The sequence below is a fragment of the Sphingomonas sp. Marseille-Q8236 genome (genome assembly GCF_965112005.1).
Genome location: NZ_CBCOPO010000001.1, coordinates 1,942,988 through 1,959,025, shown reverse-complemented (window position 1 = coordinate 1,959,025; position 16,038 = coordinate 1,942,988). Strand labels below are relative to the sequence as shown.

Genomic DNA, 16,038 nt, shown 5'->3' with positions numbered 1-16,038 from the left:
CGCCCCCGACCTTGCGCTGCCGGTCCCTGCGCAACCAGCCGCCGCGCAACCAGCATCGCCTCCAGTCGTTGACCGGTCGTAACAGACAGGGATCGATGCGATGTTGTTCACTTCGACCACGCAATTCGCCGTGCTGGGGCTGGTCCTCATCGCCGGATGGCTTTTCGGGCTGGCGAGCCATCCCGGCGGGCGCAAATGGCGGACGCGCTACGCCACGGAGCGTGACGCCCATGCGGCGCAGGTGAAGGATACCGAAACCAAGCTGTCCGCCGCCCAGACCCGGATCGCGGAACTGGAGCGCGAGAATCACCGGCTCGCCAGCGCGCAGCCGGTGGCGGCGGCTCCGGTCGCCACCGCTCCGGTGGTGGATCGGGCAGCACCCGGTTCGAACTATCGCCCGGTGGCGGCAACCGCGACGCGCCCGGCCTATCCGGCTGGCGAGCGGCGCGGCTGGTTCGACTTCGGGAACCGGGTGACGACCCACGGATGAGCCCGCCACGTCGTCTCAAAGCAAGCTGGGGCGGAGCGTAAGAAGGTCGGAACCGCCGTCTGGCAAGCGGTTCCGACCTACTCTCTTACTTTGCCTTCAGCGCCGCCTGCGCCGCCGCCAATCGTGCGATCGGCACGCGGTACGGGCTGGCCGAGACATAATCCAACCCGACCTGCTCGCAAAAGGCGATCGATGCCGGGTCGCCGCCATGCTCGCCGCAGATGCCCAGCTTGATGCCGGGGCGCGTCGCCCGGCCCCGCTCGGCGGCGAGGCTGACCAGTTCGCCGACGCCCTCGACATCCAGGCTGACGAACGGGTCCTTGGCGTAGATGCCCTTCTCGACATAAGCGCTCAGAAAGCGCGCGGCGTCGTCGCGGCTGACCCCCAAAGTCGTCTGGGTCAGGTCGTTGGTGCCGAAGGAGAAGAACTCGCCCACCTCGGCGATCTCGCCCGCCTTCAGCGCGGCGCGCGGCAGTTCGATCATGGTGCCGACCAGATACTCGACCGTCTTGCCCCGCTCGGCAAAGACCGCCTGTGCCGCCTTGTCGACGACCGCCTTCATCAGTTCCAGCTCGCGCCGCGTGGCGACCAGCGGGATCATGACCTCGGGGATGGGGGCCTCACCGGACTTCTCCGCGACGTCCAGCGCCGCCTCGAAGATGGCCCGCGCCTGGATCTCGTAGATCTCCGGATAGGTCACGCCCAGGCGGCAGCCGCGATGGCCGAGCATCGGGTTGAACTCATGCAGTTCGCTCGCCCGGCGCTTCAGCGTGTCCACATCCACGCCCGCCGCGGTCGCAACCTCGGCGAATTCGGCCTCCTGCTGCGGCAGGAATTCGTGCAGCGGCGGGTCGAGCAGGCGCACCGTCACCGGCAGGCCCGCCATCACCTCGAAGATCGCGGTGAAGTCGGCGCGCTGTTCGGGCAGCAGCTTGTCGAGCGCGACGCGGCGGCCCTTTTCGTCCGAGGCCAGGATCATCTGGCGCACCGCCGTGATCCGCGCGGCGTCGAAGAACATATGCTCGGTGCGGCACAAGCCGACGCCCTCCGCGCCGAAATCGCGCGCGGTCTGGCAGTCGAGCGGGGTTTCCGCATTGGCGCGGACCTTCAGGCGGCGAACCTGATCAGCCCATTCCATCAACGTGCCGAAATCGCCCGCCAGCTCGGGCTGGACGGTCGCCACCGCGCCAACCATCACCTCGCCGGTCGAACCGTCGAGCGTCAGGATGTCGCCCTCGCGCACCTCGCGGCTGCCGACGCGCAGCAGCTTGGCCTTGTTGTCGATCGACAGGCTGCCCGCACCCGAGACGCAGGGCCGCCCCATGCCACGCGCCACGACCGCCGCATGGCTGGTCATGCCGCCGCGTGCGGTCAGGATGCCCTTGGCCGCATGCATGCCGTGAATGTCTTCCGGCGAGGTTTCGACGCGGACCAGGATCACCGCCTCGCCCGCCGCCGCCGCGCGCTCGGCGGCATCGGCGTCGAACACCACCTTGCCCGAGGCCGCGCCCGGTGACGCAGGCAGGCCCTTGGTCAGCACGTCGCGCCGGGCATTGGGGTCGAGCGTCGGGTGGAGCAGCTGGTCGAGCGCCGCCGGATCGACCCGCGCGATCGCTTCCTCGCGGGTGATGAGGCCCTCATTCGCCATATCGACCGCGAGCTTCAGCGCGGCCTTGGCGGTACGCTTGCCCGAGCGGGTCTGGAGCATCCAGAGCTTGGCCTGTTCGACCGTGAACTCGATGTCCTGCATGTCGCGGTAATGGTTTTCCAGCCGGTCGAAGACGGCGGCCAGCTCGGCATAGACCTCGGGCATCGCCTCTTCCATCGAGGCGGGCTTGGCCTTCGCCTCCTCGCGTGCGGCCTTGGTCAGATACTGCGGCGTGCGGATGCCCGCGACCACATCCTCGCCCTGCGCGTTGATCAGGAACTCGCCATAATAAGCGCGGTCGCCCTTGGACGGATCGCGCGTGAAGGCCACGCCCGTCGCCGAGGTGTCGCCCATATTGCCGAAGACCATCGCCTGGACGTTGACGGCGGTGCCCCAGTCGGCGGGAATGTCGTTCAGGCGGCGATAGACCTTGGCGCGTTCCGACTGCCACGACCCGAACACCGCGCCGACCGCGCCCCAGAGCTGGTCCTGCACGTCCTGCGGGAAGGGCTTGCCCCATTGCTCCTCGACCAAGCCCTTATAGGTCGTGACCAGCGCCTTCCAGTCGGCGGCCGACATCTCGGTATCGAGGGTGAAGCCGTTATCCTCCTTGGCGATCTCCAGCGCTTCCTCGAACGCGCCGTGATCCAACTCCAGGACGACATCGGCATACATCTGGATGAAGCGGCGATAGCTGTCCCAGGCAAAACGCTCGTCGCCCGCCTTCTTGGCCAGCCCCTCGACCGTCTCGTCGTTGAGGCCGAGGTTCAACACCGTGTCCATCATGCCCGGCATCGACACGCGCGCGCCCGAGCGGACCGAGACGAGCAGCGGGTTTTCGGGGTCGCCGAAGCGCTTTTCGGTCACCGCCTCGATATGGGCGATGCCGTCCGCCACCTCGTCGCGCAGTTCCTGCGGAAACTGCTCGCCATCCTCATAATAGCGGGTGCACATCGCGGTGGAGATGGTGAAGCCCGGCGGCACCGGCAGCCCGATCGAGGCCATCTCGGCCAGGTTCGCGCCCTTGCCGCCAAGCAGGTTCTTGTCCCCCTTACCGCCGTCCGAAACGCCGCCGCCGAAACGGTACACATAGGTCATCGGTTCGATCCTTTACTGGTCGTATCGTCCGACGCCCTGGGGACACAGGCGTCGGCTTTAATAAGGCGATATTGCCGAAGGGGAAGACAGGAACGTATCGCCCCGTCTCCCGATCCGGCTCAGCTCATCCCTCGATCCTCGAGAAGTCCGCCACCGTGTGGACGGCCGCCCGAACGCGGGCGAGCAGCGCGAGGCGCGCAGCACGCTTGGCCGGGTCGGAGTCGTTGACGGTGACATCGTCGAAGAACCGGTCGATCGGCGCGCGAAGCGAGGCGAGCGCGGCCATGGCGGCCTCGAAATCCTCGGCCTGCACCGCGTCCGCCGCCTTGGGCTCGGCAGCGTCGAGCGCGGCGATCAGATCGGCCTCGGCGGGTTCGGGCGTGTAGGTCGGCGCGGTCCAGCCCTGGTCGCCCTCGACGCCTTCCTTCTTCAGAATGTTCGCGGCGCGCTTGTACCCGGCGAGCAGATTGGTGCCGTCGTCGGTGGTGACGAAGGCCTGCAGTGCACGAACGCGGGCGAGCAAGCGGACGAGATCTCGCTCTCCTCCGAACTCGCTTTCGCTACCAGGCAGAACCACCGCATCGATCACATCGTGCCGAACGCCGTTACTGCGCTGCTGAACCTTCAGGCGTTCAATAATGAAATCGTGGAAGTAACCACCTGCGACGACCGTGCCGATGTCGACATTTGAATGGCCCACGGCTTGATAAAACAAATCGTGGTCAGAACAGCGCAGCGAATTATCGAGTATGAGCCCTATCACACCGAGGGCGGCGCGACGCAAAGCAAAGGGGTCCTTAGACCCTGTCGGCCGCTCATCGATCCCAAAGAACGATACAAGTGTATCGAGTTTGTCTGCTAGGCTGACGGCCACCGTCACCGGCGCGGTAGGGACATCATCGCCCTGCCCGACCGGCTTGTAGTGATCGCGAACCGCCTCGGCCACCGCCGGGTCTTCACCCTGAGCAGCGGCGTAATAGCCACCCATGAGGCCCTGCAATTCGGGGAACTCGCCTACCATGCCGGTGACGAGATCGGCCTTGGCCAGTTCCGCCGCGCGACGCGCCAGCGCCGGATCGCAATTCGGGACAATGCCCTCGTTCGCCAGCCATTCGGCCAGCTTGGCCACCCGCTCAACCTTGTCGGCGACGGTGCCGAGCTTTTCGTGGAAGACGATCTTTTCCAGCTTGGGCCGCAGATCGTCGAGCTTGGTCTTCAGGTCCGTCTCGTAGAAGAAGCGCGCGTCGGACAGGCGGGCGGCGAGCACCTTGCCATTGCCCTCGACGATCTTCGCACCGCCGTCGCTCGCCTCAATATTGGCGGTGCAGACGAAGGCATTCGCCAGCTTGCCGTCGCTAGAGCGGCAGACGAAATATTTCTGGTTCACCCGCGCGGTCAGCTGGATGACTTCGGGCGGCACGTCGAGATAGGCTTCGTCGAAGCGGCCGAGCAGCGGCACCGGCCATTCGGTCAGCCCGGCATTCTCGGCGACCAGCCCTTCATCCTCGACCAGTTCCAGCCCGGCCTCGGCGGCCAGCGCCGACGCACGCTCTCGGATGATCGCGGCACGCTCGTCCTGATCGACCAGCACCTTGGCGCCGCGCAGCTGCTCGACATAGGTGTCCGCGCCGGTCAGCACGATCTCGGCGGGCGCGTGGAAGCGGTGACCGCGCGTGACATTGCCGCTGGCGATCCCGGCAATCTCGAACGGCACAACGTCACCGCCGAACAGCGCGACGATGGCGTGAAGCGGGCGGACCCAGCGCATCGACTCGGTCGAGGCGGACTCCGCGCCCCAGCGCATCGACTTCGGCCAGGGGAAGGCGCGGACGATCGCGGGGATCGCCTCGGCCAGTACGTCTGCGGTCGCGCGGCCGGGCTTTTCGGTGATCGCGAAGAGCACGCCGTCACGCTCGGTCAGTTGCTCGCGCGTCAGTCCGGTCTTGCGGAGAAAGCCCTCCAGCGCCTGAGGCGGGGCCGACGCACGCGGGCCCTTCACTTCCTCGGACACCGCCTCGGTCGCGGACGGAAGACCCTTGGCGATCAGCGCCAGGCGGCGCGGGCCCGCATAGGTGACGATCTCACCCGCCGACAGACCGGCCTTGGCGAGTTCGGCAGCGAACAGCTTGGCGAGGTTCTCGCGCGCGCCCGCCTGCATTCGGGCGGGGATTTCTTCGGAGCGGAGTTCGAGCAGAAAATCGGTCATCACGCGGCCCAGCCGTTCTTGTCCATCCAGGCGCCGCACGCGCCCTTCGCCAGATCGCGGACGCGGCCCATATAGGCCTGGCGCTCCGCCACCGAGATCACGCCGCGCGCCTGCAGCAGGTTGAAGGTGTGGCTGGCCTTGATCGCCTGTTCATAGGCGGGGATGGGCAGCTTGGCCTCCAGACAGCGTTCGCACTCGGCCGCCGCCTTCTTGAAGGCGTCGAACAGCGTCTCGGTGTCGGCCACCTCGAAATTCCAGGTCGACATCTGCTTCTCGTTTTCGAGAAACACGTCGCCGTAGCTCACGCCCGCATCGTTGAAGCGCAGGTCGTAGACGTTGTCGACGTCCTGAATGTACATGGCCAGACGCTCGAGCCCATAGGTCAGCTCGCCCGCGACCGGCTTCATGTCGTAACCGCCCATCTGCTGGAAATAGGTGAACTGGGTCACCTCCATCCCGTCGCACCAGACTTCCCAGCCCAGGCCCCAGGCGCCCAGGGTCGGGCTTTCCCAGTCATCCTCAACGAAGCGGATGTCGTGCTTGGCCATGTCCACGCCGATCGCGGCGAGGCTGCCCAGATACAGGTCCTGCAGGTCGGCGGGCGAGGGCTTCAGGATCACCTGATACTGATAATAATGCTGGAGCCGGTTCGGGTTCTCGCCATAGCGGCCATCGGTCGGACGGCGGCAGGGCTGGACGAAGGCGGCGTTCCACGAATCCGGACCCAGCGCGCGCAGCGTGGTCGCGGGGTGAAAGGTGCCCGCCCCCATCTCCATGTCATAGGGTTGCAAGATCACGCATCCGCGCTCGCTCCAATAGTCATGGAGGGTGAGGATCATGCGCTGGAAGGAAAGTGGTCCTTCCGGGGGTCCGTTCCGGGTCAGCATAACGCGGCAGGCTTTGGCTCATGCCCCCTTCGCGGTCAAGGCGAGCCACGGCGCCCGCGATGCCGCCAGTCAGCCAAGCATGATATTTTGTCAGGTCTTGTTGACATAGTCACAACTCGCTGTCACTTTGTCATGGTCACCTGACATTACGTCATGCACGGGTGACAAAGGGAGGTTGCCATGCAAGAGGAGGTGGACATGAAAAATCGCCTCAAGGTGCTGCGCGCCGAACGCAACTGGAGCCAGGCGGAACTCGCCGGGCGGCTGGACGTGTCGCGGCAGGCCGTCAACGCCATCGAGACGGGGAAATACGACCCCTCGCTGCCGCTCGCCTTTCGCATCGGTCGCCTGTTCGACATGCCCATCGAGGAGATTTTCGATGACGAGCATCATGGTGAGTGAGGGTACCGGATGGGGCGAGAGCCGCGAGGCCGCGCGTACGACGCGCCGGAAGCGACGGCGAATGCTGTTGGTCGCCGTGGCGATCCTGCTCGTGGTCGGCCTGCCGTTTCTGGAAGGGTTTATCGACGGGTTGTTCCATCTTCCCCGCGTATCCGCGCCACGGCCCCTGGCCCAGATCACAGGGGCCGTCATCCTGATCCTCGGGGGCATCGTGACGTGGCGCAACTGGCGCGAAACCGACGAAATGCAACGGCGGCTGGCAATCGAGACATGGGCCGTGATCGGATTGGCTAACTTCGTCCTGCACCCGGTGCTGACGATCATCGGCGCGCAGATGCATCAGGCGGATTTCGAAAACTCCAGTTGGGGCATCGCGATCCTGATCGGCCTGGCCTTCTATTTCGTCCGGCGGGTGCGGTCATGAGCCGCCGTCTGACCCGCGCAGTCATTGGGAGCGGCATCGCGCTGTCGCTGCTCGGCTGGGGGGCCGGACAGGTGGGCGAGGTCACGCTCGACACGCTTCGTCCCAACATCCGCGCCGCTACCACCGCCGCCCATAGCGCGCGGATGCCCGCTTTTTCCGTCCATCTTTCTATCGAGGTGCGGCCATGACCGATCTATTCCAACGTGACAGCCGTGGTCCCAGCGAGCGCGCCAATCACCGTCTGGTCGCCATCTCGGGCGCCGTCGGCGGCGTCATGGGCCTGTCCATGGCTCTCGTGGCGATCCTTTCCGCCCCGGCGGGAATGAAGCCCAGCACATTGAACATGTGGACGTCGCCATTGCCGCTCTGGTTCGCGATCCTCATGGCACTGATATGGGGCGTCGTGGTGCCGATCATTTCCTGGCGCTGGCACCGGGTGGTCGATGAGCATGAGAGCCGCGCCTATCGCGACGGCGCGCTGGCGGCCTTCTATGTCGTCGGCCTGGGCGCCCCTGTCTGGTGGTTCCTGTGGCGCGGCGGCGTGCTGCCGCCCCTTCAGGTCGAGTGGGTCTACGGTGCCCTGATGGCCACCTGCGGCATCGTATGGATGTGGCGCAAATACGTCTGATCTTCCGACCCCTTCTCCCATCCGGCCCCTTCCCTTTCCGAAAGCCCGATCCCATGAAGACGATCATGAAAGCCGCCCTCACCTCGCTCGCGCTGATGCTGGCGCTACCCGCCTGCGCGCAGAGCAAGCCCACCCAGGCCCCCAACGACGCCGATCCCGCGCTCTGGGTGGTCAAGGATGCCGACACCACCATCTATCTGTTCGGCACCATCCATGTGCTGAAGCCCGGCCTGAGCTGGTTCGACGAGGCGGTGAAGACCGCCTTCGACAAGTCCGATCAGCTGATGCTGGAGATGGTGCAGCCCGACCCGGCAACGATGCAGCAGATCGTCCTCAAGAACGGCATCGTCGCCACCGGCCCGACCCTGACCGAGCAGTTGCCCGCCGACAAGCGCGGCGCCTATCTGAAGGCGATGACCGATGCGGGCCTGCCGCCCCAGGCGTTCGACCGGATGAAGCCGTGGCTGGCGGGCGTCACCCTGTCGCTCGCGCCGATCCAGAAGCTGGGCTATGATCCCAAGAACGGGCCGGAAGCGGTGCTGGCCGATGCGGCCAAAGCGGCGAACAAGCCGGTTGCGGGACTGGAGACCGCCGAGCAGCAGATCGGCTTTTTCAACGGCCTGTCGCAAAAGGCACAGATCGAGTTCCTGACCTCGACGGTCGAAGATCTGCCCAAGGCGGGTGAGGAAATGGCCGAGATGGTCGACGAATGGGCCAAGGGCGATCCTGATGCGCTGGCGCGTACCATGAACGAAAGCCTGAAGGACTCGCCCGAGGTCGCCAAGACGCTGCTGACCGACCGCAACGCGCGCTGGGCGACGTGGATCAAGGAGCGGATGGCCAAGCCCGGCACCATCTTCATCGCGGTCGGCGCGGGCCATCTGGCCGGCAATGACAGCGTCCAGGCGCAGCTCGCCAAGCAGGGGATCAAGGCGCAGCGCATCGCCTATTGATCCTCTTCATCCCGCGCCGCTTTTCGTTGGGGAGCGGCGCGGATAGCCTCTATTCCTCCGCCGTCAGATCGTCGACCGATGGTTCATAGCCCAGTATGTCGCCCGGCTCACATTCCAGATAGCGGCAGATGGCGGCCAGCGTCGAAAAGCGCACACCCTTTACCTTGCCCGATTTCAGCAACGATAGGTTCGACTCGGTAATTCCGATCGCCTCGGCCAGTTCCTTCGACTTCACCTTGCGCCGCACCAGCATCAGGTCGAGATTGACGGTCACGGGCATCAGACGATCTCAGCCAGATCGCCCCGCGCGCGCAACCCCGCCGCCAACGCCCAAGTCGCCGCCCAAGCCGCCCCGGCGAACAGCAGATGGTTGATCGTCTCGGTAAATTCGATCGAGTAGGAAAACGCGTCGATACTGGTCAGAGCCCCCACATAAACGGCATCCCGCAGCAACTGTGCCGCAGGTTCGGCAATCGCCATGACGACTCCGGCCGCCGTTGCCCTCTGCAACCAGCAAATCCCGTTCCAGTCGCGATGCTCCTCGCGATTGCCGAATCGCCACAACGCCATACCCACTGAGAAGAATAATAGAGCGAAAGGCAAGGCATCGAGCATCTGGATGCCGAACAATCGCCACCACCAGAAGGGGTCCGCCATGGCGGCAGCCATCCGCTCTTCGGCTTCGGGTAAATCCGCCACGATATGCCGCAATTCCGGCGACAACTGGTCGAGAGGCGCGGGTTTCGGGCGGCATCCATCATCGCAATCCAGTGAGAAGGCCAGCCATTGCGGCCCCACCAGCATCGCGGGAAGCGTCGCCGCTCCCAGCCCGGCGACGAAGAAACACAGCGCCGCAAACACCCGCACGGCCCGAGCACGGCTTCGGCTCATGAAATATCTGTCCGACATCACATTCTTTCTGTTTTACAGAAACAGATAATTATCATAAATCAACATGCATAGGGAATCGATGGGGAGCCCTATAACTGATCGAAGGACGTTCTAGATGCGCATCCTGCATGCCGCCGCGCTGTTGATCTGTCTGCCTACCGCCGCCTTCGCGCAGGAAAAACTAGCCTTTACCGGTCTCCATGCTGGGCCGGAGGCTGGGGTTGTCATTCACGGTTTGACCCTGGGCGATGACGATAACGCCATCACCTATAAGACAACGGGGCTTGCCGGGGGCGGTTTTGCAGGGTGGATGCTCCCTGCGAGCAACCGCCTGCGGCTGGGCGGCGAAGTTGCGGTCCATGGCGGTGGCGGAACCGCACGCAGCCAGCAGGTCTTTGCCTATGCCGAACAAAAGGCGACATGGGGGTATAGCCTGACTGCGCGTGCAGGCTATGTCCTGAGCCAGGGCACCATGATTTTCGCCGAGGCTGGCTATGGCGGCTATCGGTTCGACGGCCGGACGTCGTCGAACCTCATCGCCGATGGCTCGCTGAACGAGACGAACGGGCTGGTTGCCGGCATAGGCATCGAGCAGCGACTCAATCGCACGCTCTCCGTCCGCCTGCGGGGGCAGGTGAGCGAGTCGCATGGGCGGATCATGCTGGGCCTGCCCATCCGCTTCTGACAGCAGGTCGGCGGCGAACTTGCCTTTTGGCCGCATCCCGGCTATGCGCCGCCGCTTCCGGTCATGGTCATCCCTGGAGGCGTGGTCGGAAGCCTATATCCATTTTGTTTCGGAGTTACTGGAATGAGCGACACCCTTACGCTCGCCGCCGAGACGCGCGATCAGGTTGGCAAGGGAGCCTCCCGTTCGCTGCGTCGTGAAGGCCGCGTCCCCGCCGTGATCTATGGTCAGAACAAGGCCGCCGCGTCGATCCATCTCGAAGAGAAGGCCCTCGTCAAGGCGCTGATGACCGGCCATTTCTTCACCTCGGTCATCATGGTGGACGGCCAGCGCACGCTGGCGAAGGACGTCGCGTTCCATCCGGTTTCGGACCGCCCGCTGCACGTCGACTTCCTGCGCATCGGTGAGCATGAAACCGTCACCGTCGCCGTTCCGGTCGTCTTCACCGACGAAGAAGAGAGCCGTGGCATCAAGCAGGGCGGTGTCCTGAACATCACCCGTCACGAGATCGAGATCGTCGTCGACGCCGCCGACATCCCCGCCGAGATTACCATCTCGCTCAAGGGTCTGGAAGTCGGCGACTCGATCCACATCTCGGATGTGAAGCTGCCCAAGGGCGCGACTCCGGCGATCGACGACCGCGACTTCGCGATCGCGACCATCGTTCCGCCGACGGTCCCGACCGCAGCGGACGACGCCGATGCGGCCGCCGAAGGTTCGGAACAGGCCTGATCCGGCCTCGCTTTCCCCTTTGGGCAAGCGAACGAAAATCAGGGCAGGTGGCGGTGACGCCCCTGCCCTTTTTCGTGTCTGTCGCAATTCCTCACCGCTCGGCTCGAACGAGAGGGTCGCGGGCTGGCGATGGTGAGCACCCCTTCACTTCCCTTTCCCATGTTCGATGGGGAGCATGAGAAAAGGACCGCCGGACCCGAAGGTCCGACGGCCCCGCTCATCCCCGCTCGGGGAATAGGTCGAAACGGAGGGGAGGTTCCGATCTGGCTTCAGCCCTGACCCTGGCTCAGAAAGCCGGTCAGTTCGGTCTTGGACACGGTCTTGCTCTTGTCCGTATCGGCCTGGGCAAAGGCGGTGCCGACCCACTTCTTGGTAGCGGGGGCATCGGCCTTGGTCGACGGATCGGTCTGCGACTTCAGCGCGACCATCCATTGGGCGAACTCTGCCTTGCTCAACTGGCCGTTCCCATCCTTGTCATAGGTCGGGAACTGGGTGTCCACGACCTGCGCGATCTGACTGCCGGTCGCTTGGACCTGCCCCTGTGCCGGAGTCGCCGCAGCCGGATCGGTAACAGGTTGCGTGGCCTGTGCCGGGTCCGTCGTGGTTGCGGTCGCATCCTGTGCGGGTGCCGGTGAGGTTTGACCTGGCGCCGTCATGGTCTGCGCAAGCACCGGAGCGGACGCCATCATCGCGGCGCCAAGAATAGCATATTTCATCATCTCGTCTCTCCCTTACTCTGGTCGATCGATGATTACGAAGATCGGAAAAGCATCTTCGTCGTTAGAGATACGTTCCCAATCTGCATTTTGCCATATGGGAATGACGTCATCGGATTTGAAGGCTCGGCTCGTCCCTGCTAACGGCACGGCACACCGTGATTCCAAGAGGGAGTGCACGGTAAGCCGTGCCGTTTCCACGACCTGAGGTACCCCGATGATTCCGCGCTATTCCCGTGCCCCCATGACCCGGATCTGGGATCCGCAGACCCGTTTCCGCATCTGGTTCGAGATCGAGGCACATGCCACCGACGCGCTGGCCGAACTGGGCGTGGTGCCCAAGGAAGCCGCCGCACGCATCTGGGAAGCCGACAAGGCGGCGGGCGATTTCGACATCGACCGGATCGATTCGATCGAGGCGGAGACCAAGCACGACGTCATCGCCTTCCTCACCCATGTCGCCGAGCGGACCGGGCCGGAGGCACGCTTCCTGCACCAGGGCATGACCTCGTCCGACGTGCTGGACACCTGCCTGGCGGTGCAACTGGCGCGCGCCTCCGATATCCTGATCGAAGACCTCGACGCGCTGCTCGCGGTCATCGAGCGTCGCGCTTACGAGCATAAGCTGACCCCGACCATCGGCCGGAGCCATGGCATCCATGCCGAGCCGGTCACCTTCGGCCTGAAGCTGGCCCAGGCCTATGCCGAGTTCGACCGCAACCGTGCCCGCCTGGTCGCGGCGCGCGCCGACATCGCCACCTGCGCGATTTCGGGCGCGGTCGGCACCTTCGCGAACATCGACCCGAGCGTCGAAGCGCATGTCGCCGAGAAGATGGGCCTGACCGTCGAGCCCGTCTCGACCCAGGTCATTCCGCGCGATCGCCACGCGATGTTCTTCGCGACGCTGGGCGTCATCGCCAGCTCGATCGAGCGGCTGGCCACCGAAATCCGTCACCTCCAGCGCACCGAGGTTCTGGAAGCCGAGGAATATTTCTCGCCCGGCCAGAAGGGCTCGTCGGCGATGCCGCACAAGCGCAACCCGGTGCTGACCGAGAATTTGACCGGCCTGGCCCGCATGGTGCGCGGCTATGTCACCCCGGCGCTGGAGAATGTCGCGTTGTGGCATGAGCGCGACATCAGCCATAGCTCGGTCGAGCGTTATATCGGCCCCGACGCGACCATCACCCTCGACTTCGCGCTCGCCCGCCTGACCGGCGTGATCGACAAGCTGGTCGTCTATCCGGCGCGGATGGAGAAGAACCTCAACAAGATGGGCGGCCTGGTCCATTCGCAGCGCGTGCTGCTGGCGCTGACCCAGGCGGGGGTGAGCCGCGAGGATAGCTATCGCCTCGTCCAGCGCAACGCGATGAAGGTGTGGGAGTCCGACGGCGAATTGTCGCTGATGGAGCTGCTCAAGGCCGATGCGGACGTCACGGCGGCGCTGTCGCTCGAGGAGATCGAGGCGCGCTTCGACCTCGATTATCACTACAAGAATGTCGACACGATTTTCGCGCGCGTGTTCGGCGAGGCGTAACGGCTTTGGGGGGGGAGGGCGCCATGCCCTCCCCCCTTCGTCATCGCAGAAAGACCCCCGCCCAGGCTGGGGCAACGTTCAGGAGCTTAGGCGACCCAACCCGCCAGCCAGTCGGCCAGCGCCTGCGGCGTCATCGAGCGCGCATCCGCCAGGGCCGTCTCGCGACCCGCATTGACCAGCTTGTTGGTCTTCGGGTCCACGATCAGCACGGCGGGCACTCCCGCCAGCCGCCCCTTGATCCCGTAGGACGCGGGAATATCCATATTCTGGTCGAACCGACCGACATCGACCGTCACCACCTCGAAATGCTTAGCAACGAAGGCGCGGAGTTGCGGCAACTCCATCGTGCCCGCCAGCAAGCGGCAGTCGAGGCACCAGTTCCCACCCAGATCGATCAACACCCGCTTATGCGCCTTGACCGCCCGTGCCCGCGCCGCGGCGATCTCCGCCTTGGCATCGTCGGCATGGTAAGGCAGCGGGAGGGGCTTGGGCAGCGCTTCGAAGCTGGCGACGCCTACGCGGGGAGCGGTTACCGGCGCGGCGGCGGGGAGAGTGGAGGACGCGGCGATCAGGGACAGAGCCAGAAACCTGGGGATCATGCTAGGGTCTTCCTTTTATCAGATATGGCAATGAACCGGGGAAAACCACATTTGGCAAGCAAGCGATCCTGTGGCCCATGCCAAGTTGGCCCATCTTGCCACTCCTGACTACAAATGTAATCAAAGGGTAGAGGATCATGGGGAGATGGTGGCGATGCGGATAATGTTCGTCGCGGCATTGGGGTGTATGATGCTGCTACCCGTCCAGCTTCACGCTCAGGCAGGCGGGGCGAATGACAATCCGGAGATGCGCGCGATGTTCGAGGCTGATCAGACGATCCGAGCCTCGATCAATCCCGCCAAACCGATCGATGTGGCGCTGGTTCGCCGTATGATCGCCGAAGATGCCGCGCGTCGAGCCAAGTCCCAGACGATGCTGCGCGAAGGCCGTTTGAACACCGCCGACGATTATTATCGCGCGGCCTTCATCTTACAGCATGGATCGCAGGCTTCCGACTATCTGCTCGCCCATTCACTTGCCATGGCCGCCGTGGCGCGCGGCAAAGCGGAGGCGAACTGGATCGCCGCGGCAACGCTCGACCGCTATCTGATGAAGATCGGCCAATCGCAAATCTACGGCACGCAATATGGCCGATCGAAGGAAAATGGTGTGTCCATGGACCCATATGATCGCGAAATGGTGCCCGACAGCCTGCGCGCTGCGCTAGGCGTTCCGGTTCAGGCGGAGCAGATGAAAAAGCTCGATTCGATGAAGGCGACCGCCCCCAAACCGTGACCCGCATGCCGGTGTTCGACGCATCCCGCCTGAACGACCCCGGCTTGGCCGCCTGACCAAGTCTTAATTCCCCCATCCTCGGGGATTGGCGTGCGACCGCCCATGAGGCAACTGGGCCGAGGTGATCGTCACCCGGCCCGCGCATCACCCAATTTCATGACAACCGCAAAAAGAGCGCCTTATTCCCCCGCAAAGACGCTCTTCAACTTGGCGAAGAACCCCTGACTTTCGGGACATTCGTCGCCTGTCTCGGTCTCGCGGAAGAGTTCGAGCAGTTCGCGCTGGCGGGTCGACAGCCGCGTCGGCGTCTCGACTTCGATCTGGATGACCAGATCGCCGGTGCCGCGTCCCTGCAACACGGGCATGCCCGCACCCCGCTGGCGGAGTTGCTTGCCCGACTGGATGCCCGCCGGAATCTTGATCTCGTGCGTACGCCCGTCCAGGCCGGGGATCGATAGCGATCCACCCAGCGCCGCCGTCGTGAAGCTGATCGGCGCGCGCGCGAACAGGGTCGTGCCCTCGCGCTCGAAGATGGCGTGGCGCTTCACATGCAGGAAGATGTAGAGGTCGCCTGCGGGAGCTCCCCGCGCGCCCGCCTCGCCTTCGCCGGTCAGGCGGATGCGGGTGCCTTCGTCGACGCCCGCCGGGATGTTAACGGCCAGCGTCTTGGTCTTCTCGACCCGGCCCTCGCCGCGGCAGTCGGGGCACGGATCGGCGATGATCTGCCCTGCGCCCTGGCAGACCGGGCAGGTCCGCTCGACCACGAAAAAGCCCTGCTGCGCACGCACCTTGCCATGGCCGCCGCACTGCTGGCAGGTCTTGGCGCTGGTCCCCGCCTTCGCGCCGGTGCCGTCGCAGGTATCGCACGCCGCCGAGACATCGACGGTGATCTCGGTCGACTTGCCATGGAACGCCTCTTCGAGCGTGATTTCCATGTCGTAGCGAAGGTCCGCACCGCGCCTGGGGCTCTGTCGCCCGCCGCCGCGTCCGCCGCCCATGAACTCGCCGAAGACGCTTTCGAAAATGTCGGAGAAGGCACCGAAATCCTGTGCACCGCCGCCGCCACCCATACCCTGCTGGAACGCGGCATGGCCATAGCGGTCATAGGCCGCTCGCTTCTGGGGGTCCTTCAGGCAGTCATAGGCTTCGCTGATCGCCTTGAACTTGGCCTCGGAGTCCTTGCAGCCCGCATTGCGGTCCGGATGGTACTGCATCGCCAGCTTGCGGTAGCGCGACTTGATCGTCGCATCGTCGGCCGTGCGCTCGCATTCGAGCAGTTCATAATAGTCGATCGTCGTGCTCATGCCCGGTCTCGCCCCGTCCGCCTGTGCGTGGCCCGCCGACCGACCGTGCCGTCAGGCCGGAGCGGACGCCCAAGCGCTTCGCCATTTCATGCCCCGAAAGGCGGT

The 16,038-nt window shown here is 64.8% G+C and carries 18 protein-coding genes; 10 read left to right on the top strand and 8 right to left on the bottom strand.

What is annotated here, in order from left to right; all coding sequences use genetic code 11:
• Positions 1-100 precede the first annotated feature (100 nt).
• The gene (locus ACWPWT_RS09430) at positions 101-490 is read left to right on the top strand and encodes a hypothetical protein (protein WP_454279428.1); all 390 of its coding nucleotides are present in this window, start codon (positions 101-103) and stop codon (positions 488-490) included.
• Between the two features lie 85 nt (positions 491-575).
• Here the strand turns inward: ACWPWT_RS09430 and ppdK are convergent, their stop codons facing one another.
• From ppdK to ACWPWT_RS09415, 3 genes are all read right to left on the bottom strand, one after another.
• A complete protein-coding gene (gene ppdK, locus ACWPWT_RS09425; protein ID WP_454279427.1) occupies positions 576-3,236 on the bottom strand; it encodes a pyruvate, phosphate dikinase in 2,661 nt (886 codons plus the stop codon).
• 124 nt (positions 3,237-3,360) lie between these two features.
• Complete coding sequence (gene glyS / locus ACWPWT_RS09420) at positions 3,361-5,442, bottom strand: glycine--tRNA ligase subunit beta (protein WP_454279426.1); 2,082 nt, start codon at positions 5,440-5,442, stop codon at positions 3,361-3,363.
• The gene (locus tag ACWPWT_RS09415) at positions 5,442-6,281 is read right to left on the bottom strand and encodes a glycine--tRNA ligase subunit alpha (protein WP_309699026.1); all 840 of its coding nucleotides are present in this window, start codon (positions 6,279-6,281) and stop codon (positions 5,442-5,444) included. Before ACWPWT_RS09415 ends, glyS begins: the two co-directional genes overlap by 1 nt.
• Before the next feature lie 246 nt (positions 6,282-6,527).
• Here ACWPWT_RS09415 and ACWPWT_RS09410 point away from each other — a divergent pair, with 246 nt between their 5' ends.
• Genes ACWPWT_RS09410 through ACWPWT_RS09390 form a run of 5 tightly spaced genes read left to right on the top strand, consistent with a single transcriptional unit; the run spans position 6,528 to position 8,736 of the window.
• Positions 6,528-6,731, top strand: a complete 204-nt coding sequence (locus tag ACWPWT_RS09410; protein ID WP_261269196.1) for a helix-turn-helix transcriptional regulator — start codon at positions 6,528-6,530, stop codon at positions 6,729-6,731.
• A complete protein-coding gene (locus ACWPWT_RS09405) occupies positions 6,709-7,155 on the top strand; it encodes a hypothetical protein (protein ID WP_454279425.1) in 447 nt (148 codons plus the stop codon). The genes ACWPWT_RS09410 and ACWPWT_RS09405 overlap by 23 nt, the downstream gene beginning before the upstream one ends.
• Complete coding sequence (locus ACWPWT_RS09400; RefSeq protein WP_454279424.1) at positions 7,152-7,343, top strand: hypothetical protein; 192 nt, start codon at positions 7,152-7,154, stop codon at positions 7,341-7,343. Before ACWPWT_RS09405 ends, ACWPWT_RS09400 begins: the two co-directional genes overlap by 4 nt.
• A complete protein-coding gene (locus tag ACWPWT_RS09395; RefSeq protein ID WP_454279423.1) occupies positions 7,340-7,783 on the top strand; it encodes a hypothetical protein in 444 nt (147 codons plus the stop codon). Before ACWPWT_RS09400 ends, ACWPWT_RS09395 begins: the two co-directional genes overlap by 4 nt.
• Before the next feature lie 53 nt (positions 7,784-7,836).
• Entirely contained in the window at positions 7,837-8,736 is a 900-nt protein-coding gene (locus tag ACWPWT_RS09390; RefSeq protein WP_454279422.1) for a TraB/GumN family protein, read from the top strand.
• Between the two features lie 49 nt (positions 8,737-8,785).
• On the opposite strand, the gene ACWPWT_RS09385 is transcribed toward ACWPWT_RS09390, so the two are convergent.
• Positions 8,786-9,016, bottom strand: a complete 231-nt coding sequence (locus tag ACWPWT_RS09385) for a helix-turn-helix domain-containing protein (RefSeq protein WP_454279421.1) — start codon at positions 9,014-9,016, stop codon at positions 8,786-8,788.
• A complete protein-coding gene (locus ACWPWT_RS09380) occupies positions 9,016-9,627 on the bottom strand; it encodes a hypothetical protein (RefSeq protein ID WP_454279420.1) in 612 nt (203 codons plus the stop codon). Before ACWPWT_RS09380 ends, ACWPWT_RS09385 begins: the two co-directional genes overlap by 1 nt.
• A 115-nt stretch (positions 9,628-9,742) precedes the next feature.
• Between ACWPWT_RS09380 and ACWPWT_RS09375 the strand changes: the two genes are divergently transcribed.
• Positions 9,743-10,312, top strand: coding sequence for an outer membrane protein (locus ACWPWT_RS09375; protein WP_454279419.1), 570 nt, complete (start codon positions 9,743-9,745; stop codon positions 10,310-10,312).
• Between the two features lie 123 nt (positions 10,313-10,435).
• Positions 10,436-11,044 (top strand): 50S ribosomal protein L25/general stress protein Ctc, encoded by a 609-nt coding sequence (locus tag ACWPWT_RS09370; RefSeq protein WP_454279418.1) that lies wholly within the window; start codon positions 10,436-10,438, stop codon positions 11,042-11,044.
• Positions 11,045-11,313: 269 nt separating this feature from the next.
• On the opposite strand, the gene ACWPWT_RS09365 is transcribed toward ACWPWT_RS09370, so the two are convergent.
• Positions 11,314-11,763, bottom strand: a complete 450-nt coding sequence (locus tag ACWPWT_RS09365) for an EF-hand domain-containing protein (protein ID WP_454279417.1) — start codon at positions 11,761-11,763, stop codon at positions 11,314-11,316.
• Between the two features lie 214 nt (positions 11,764-11,977).
• On the opposite strand from ACWPWT_RS09365, the gene purB reads away from it, so the two are divergent.
• On the top strand, positions 11,978-13,294 hold the full coding sequence (purB, locus tag ACWPWT_RS09360; RefSeq protein ID WP_454279416.1) for an adenylosuccinate lyase: 1,317 nt from the start codon (positions 11,978-11,980) through the stop codon (positions 13,292-13,294).
• 86 nt (positions 13,295-13,380) lie between these two features.
• On the opposite strand, the gene ACWPWT_RS09355 is transcribed toward purB, so the two are convergent.
• Positions 13,381-13,893 (bottom strand): thioredoxin family protein, encoded by a 513-nt coding sequence (locus ACWPWT_RS09355; RefSeq protein ID WP_454279415.1) that lies wholly within the window; start codon positions 13,891-13,893, stop codon positions 13,381-13,383.
• 154 nt (positions 13,894-14,047) lie between these two features.
• Between ACWPWT_RS09355 and ACWPWT_RS09350 the strand changes: the two genes are divergently transcribed.
• Positions 14,048-14,629: a hypothetical protein gene (locus tag ACWPWT_RS09350; protein ID WP_454279414.1), complete on the top strand. Its 582-nt coding sequence runs from the start codon at positions 14,048-14,050 to the stop codon at positions 14,627-14,629.
• A gap of 179 nt (positions 14,630-14,808) precedes the next feature.
• Here ACWPWT_RS09350 and dnaJ read toward each other — a convergent pair whose 3' ends face one another.
• The gene (gene dnaJ / locus ACWPWT_RS09345; RefSeq protein WP_454279413.1) at positions 14,809-15,933 is read right to left on the bottom strand and encodes a molecular chaperone DnaJ; all 1,125 of its coding nucleotides are present in this window, start codon (positions 15,931-15,933) and stop codon (positions 14,809-14,811) included.
• Positions 15,934-16,038: the final 105 nt, after the last annotated feature.

What these genes read in the sequence shown, in the direction of transcription:
- ACWPWT_RS09430 (WP_454279428.1), top strand. Translation starts at nt 101, where the DNA reads ATGTTGTTCACTTCGACCACGCAATTCGCCGTGCTGGGGCTGGTCCTC.
- ppdK (WP_454279427.1), bottom strand. Translation starts at nt 3,236, where the DNA reads ATGACCTATGTGTACCGTTTCGGCGGCGGCGTTTCGGACGGCGGTAAG.
- glyS (WP_454279426.1), bottom strand. Translation starts at nt 5,442, where the DNA reads ATGACCGATTTTCTGCTCGAACTCCGCTCCGAAGAAATCCCCGCCCGA.
- ACWPWT_RS09415 (WP_309699026.1), bottom strand. Translation starts at nt 6,281, where the DNA reads ATGATCCTCACCCTCCATGACTATTGGAGCGAGCGCGGATGCGTGATC.
- ACWPWT_RS09410 (WP_261269196.1), top strand. Translation starts at nt 6,528, where the DNA reads ATGAAAAATCGCCTCAAGGTGCTGCGCGCCGAACGCAACTGGAGCCAG.
- ACWPWT_RS09405 (WP_454279425.1), top strand. Translation starts at nt 6,709, where the DNA reads ATGACGAGCATCATGGTGAGTGAGGGTACCGGATGGGGCGAGAGCCGC.
- ACWPWT_RS09400 (WP_454279424.1), top strand. Translation starts at nt 7,152, where the DNA reads ATGAGCCGCCGTCTGACCCGCGCAGTCATTGGGAGCGGCATCGCGCTG.
- ACWPWT_RS09395 (WP_454279423.1), top strand. Translation starts at nt 7,340, where the DNA reads ATGACCGATCTATTCCAACGTGACAGCCGTGGTCCCAGCGAGCGCGCC.
- ACWPWT_RS09390 (WP_454279422.1), top strand. Translation starts at nt 7,837, where the DNA reads ATGAAGACGATCATGAAAGCCGCCCTCACCTCGCTCGCGCTGATGCTG.
- ACWPWT_RS09385 (WP_454279421.1), bottom strand. Translation starts at nt 9,016, where the DNA reads ATGCCCGTGACCGTCAATCTCGACCTGATGCTGGTGCGGCGCAAGGTG.
- ACWPWT_RS09380 (WP_454279420.1), bottom strand. Translation starts at nt 9,627, where the DNA reads ATGAGCCGAAGCCGTGCTCGGGCCGTGCGGGTGTTTGCGGCGCTGTGT.
- ACWPWT_RS09375 (WP_454279419.1), top strand. Translation starts at nt 9,743, where the DNA reads ATGCGCATCCTGCATGCCGCCGCGCTGTTGATCTGTCTGCCTACCGCC.
- ACWPWT_RS09370 (WP_454279418.1), top strand. Translation starts at nt 10,436, where the DNA reads ATGAGCGACACCCTTACGCTCGCCGCCGAGACGCGCGATCAGGTTGGC.
- ACWPWT_RS09365 (WP_454279417.1), bottom strand. Translation starts at nt 11,763, where the DNA reads ATGATGAAATATGCTATTCTTGGCGCCGCGATGATGGCGTCCGCTCCG.
- purB (WP_454279416.1), top strand. Translation starts at nt 11,978, where the DNA reads ATGATTCCGCGCTATTCCCGTGCCCCCATGACCCGGATCTGGGATCCG.
- ACWPWT_RS09355 (WP_454279415.1), bottom strand. Translation starts at nt 13,893, where the DNA reads ATGATCCCCAGGTTTCTGGCTCTGTCCCTGATCGCCGCGTCCTCCACT.
- ACWPWT_RS09350 (WP_454279414.1), top strand. Translation starts at nt 14,048, where the DNA reads ATGCGGATAATGTTCGTCGCGGCATTGGGGTGTATGATGCTGCTACCC.
- dnaJ (WP_454279413.1), bottom strand. Translation starts at nt 15,933, where the DNA reads ATGAGCACGACGATCGACTATTATGAACTGCTCGAATGCGAGCGCACG.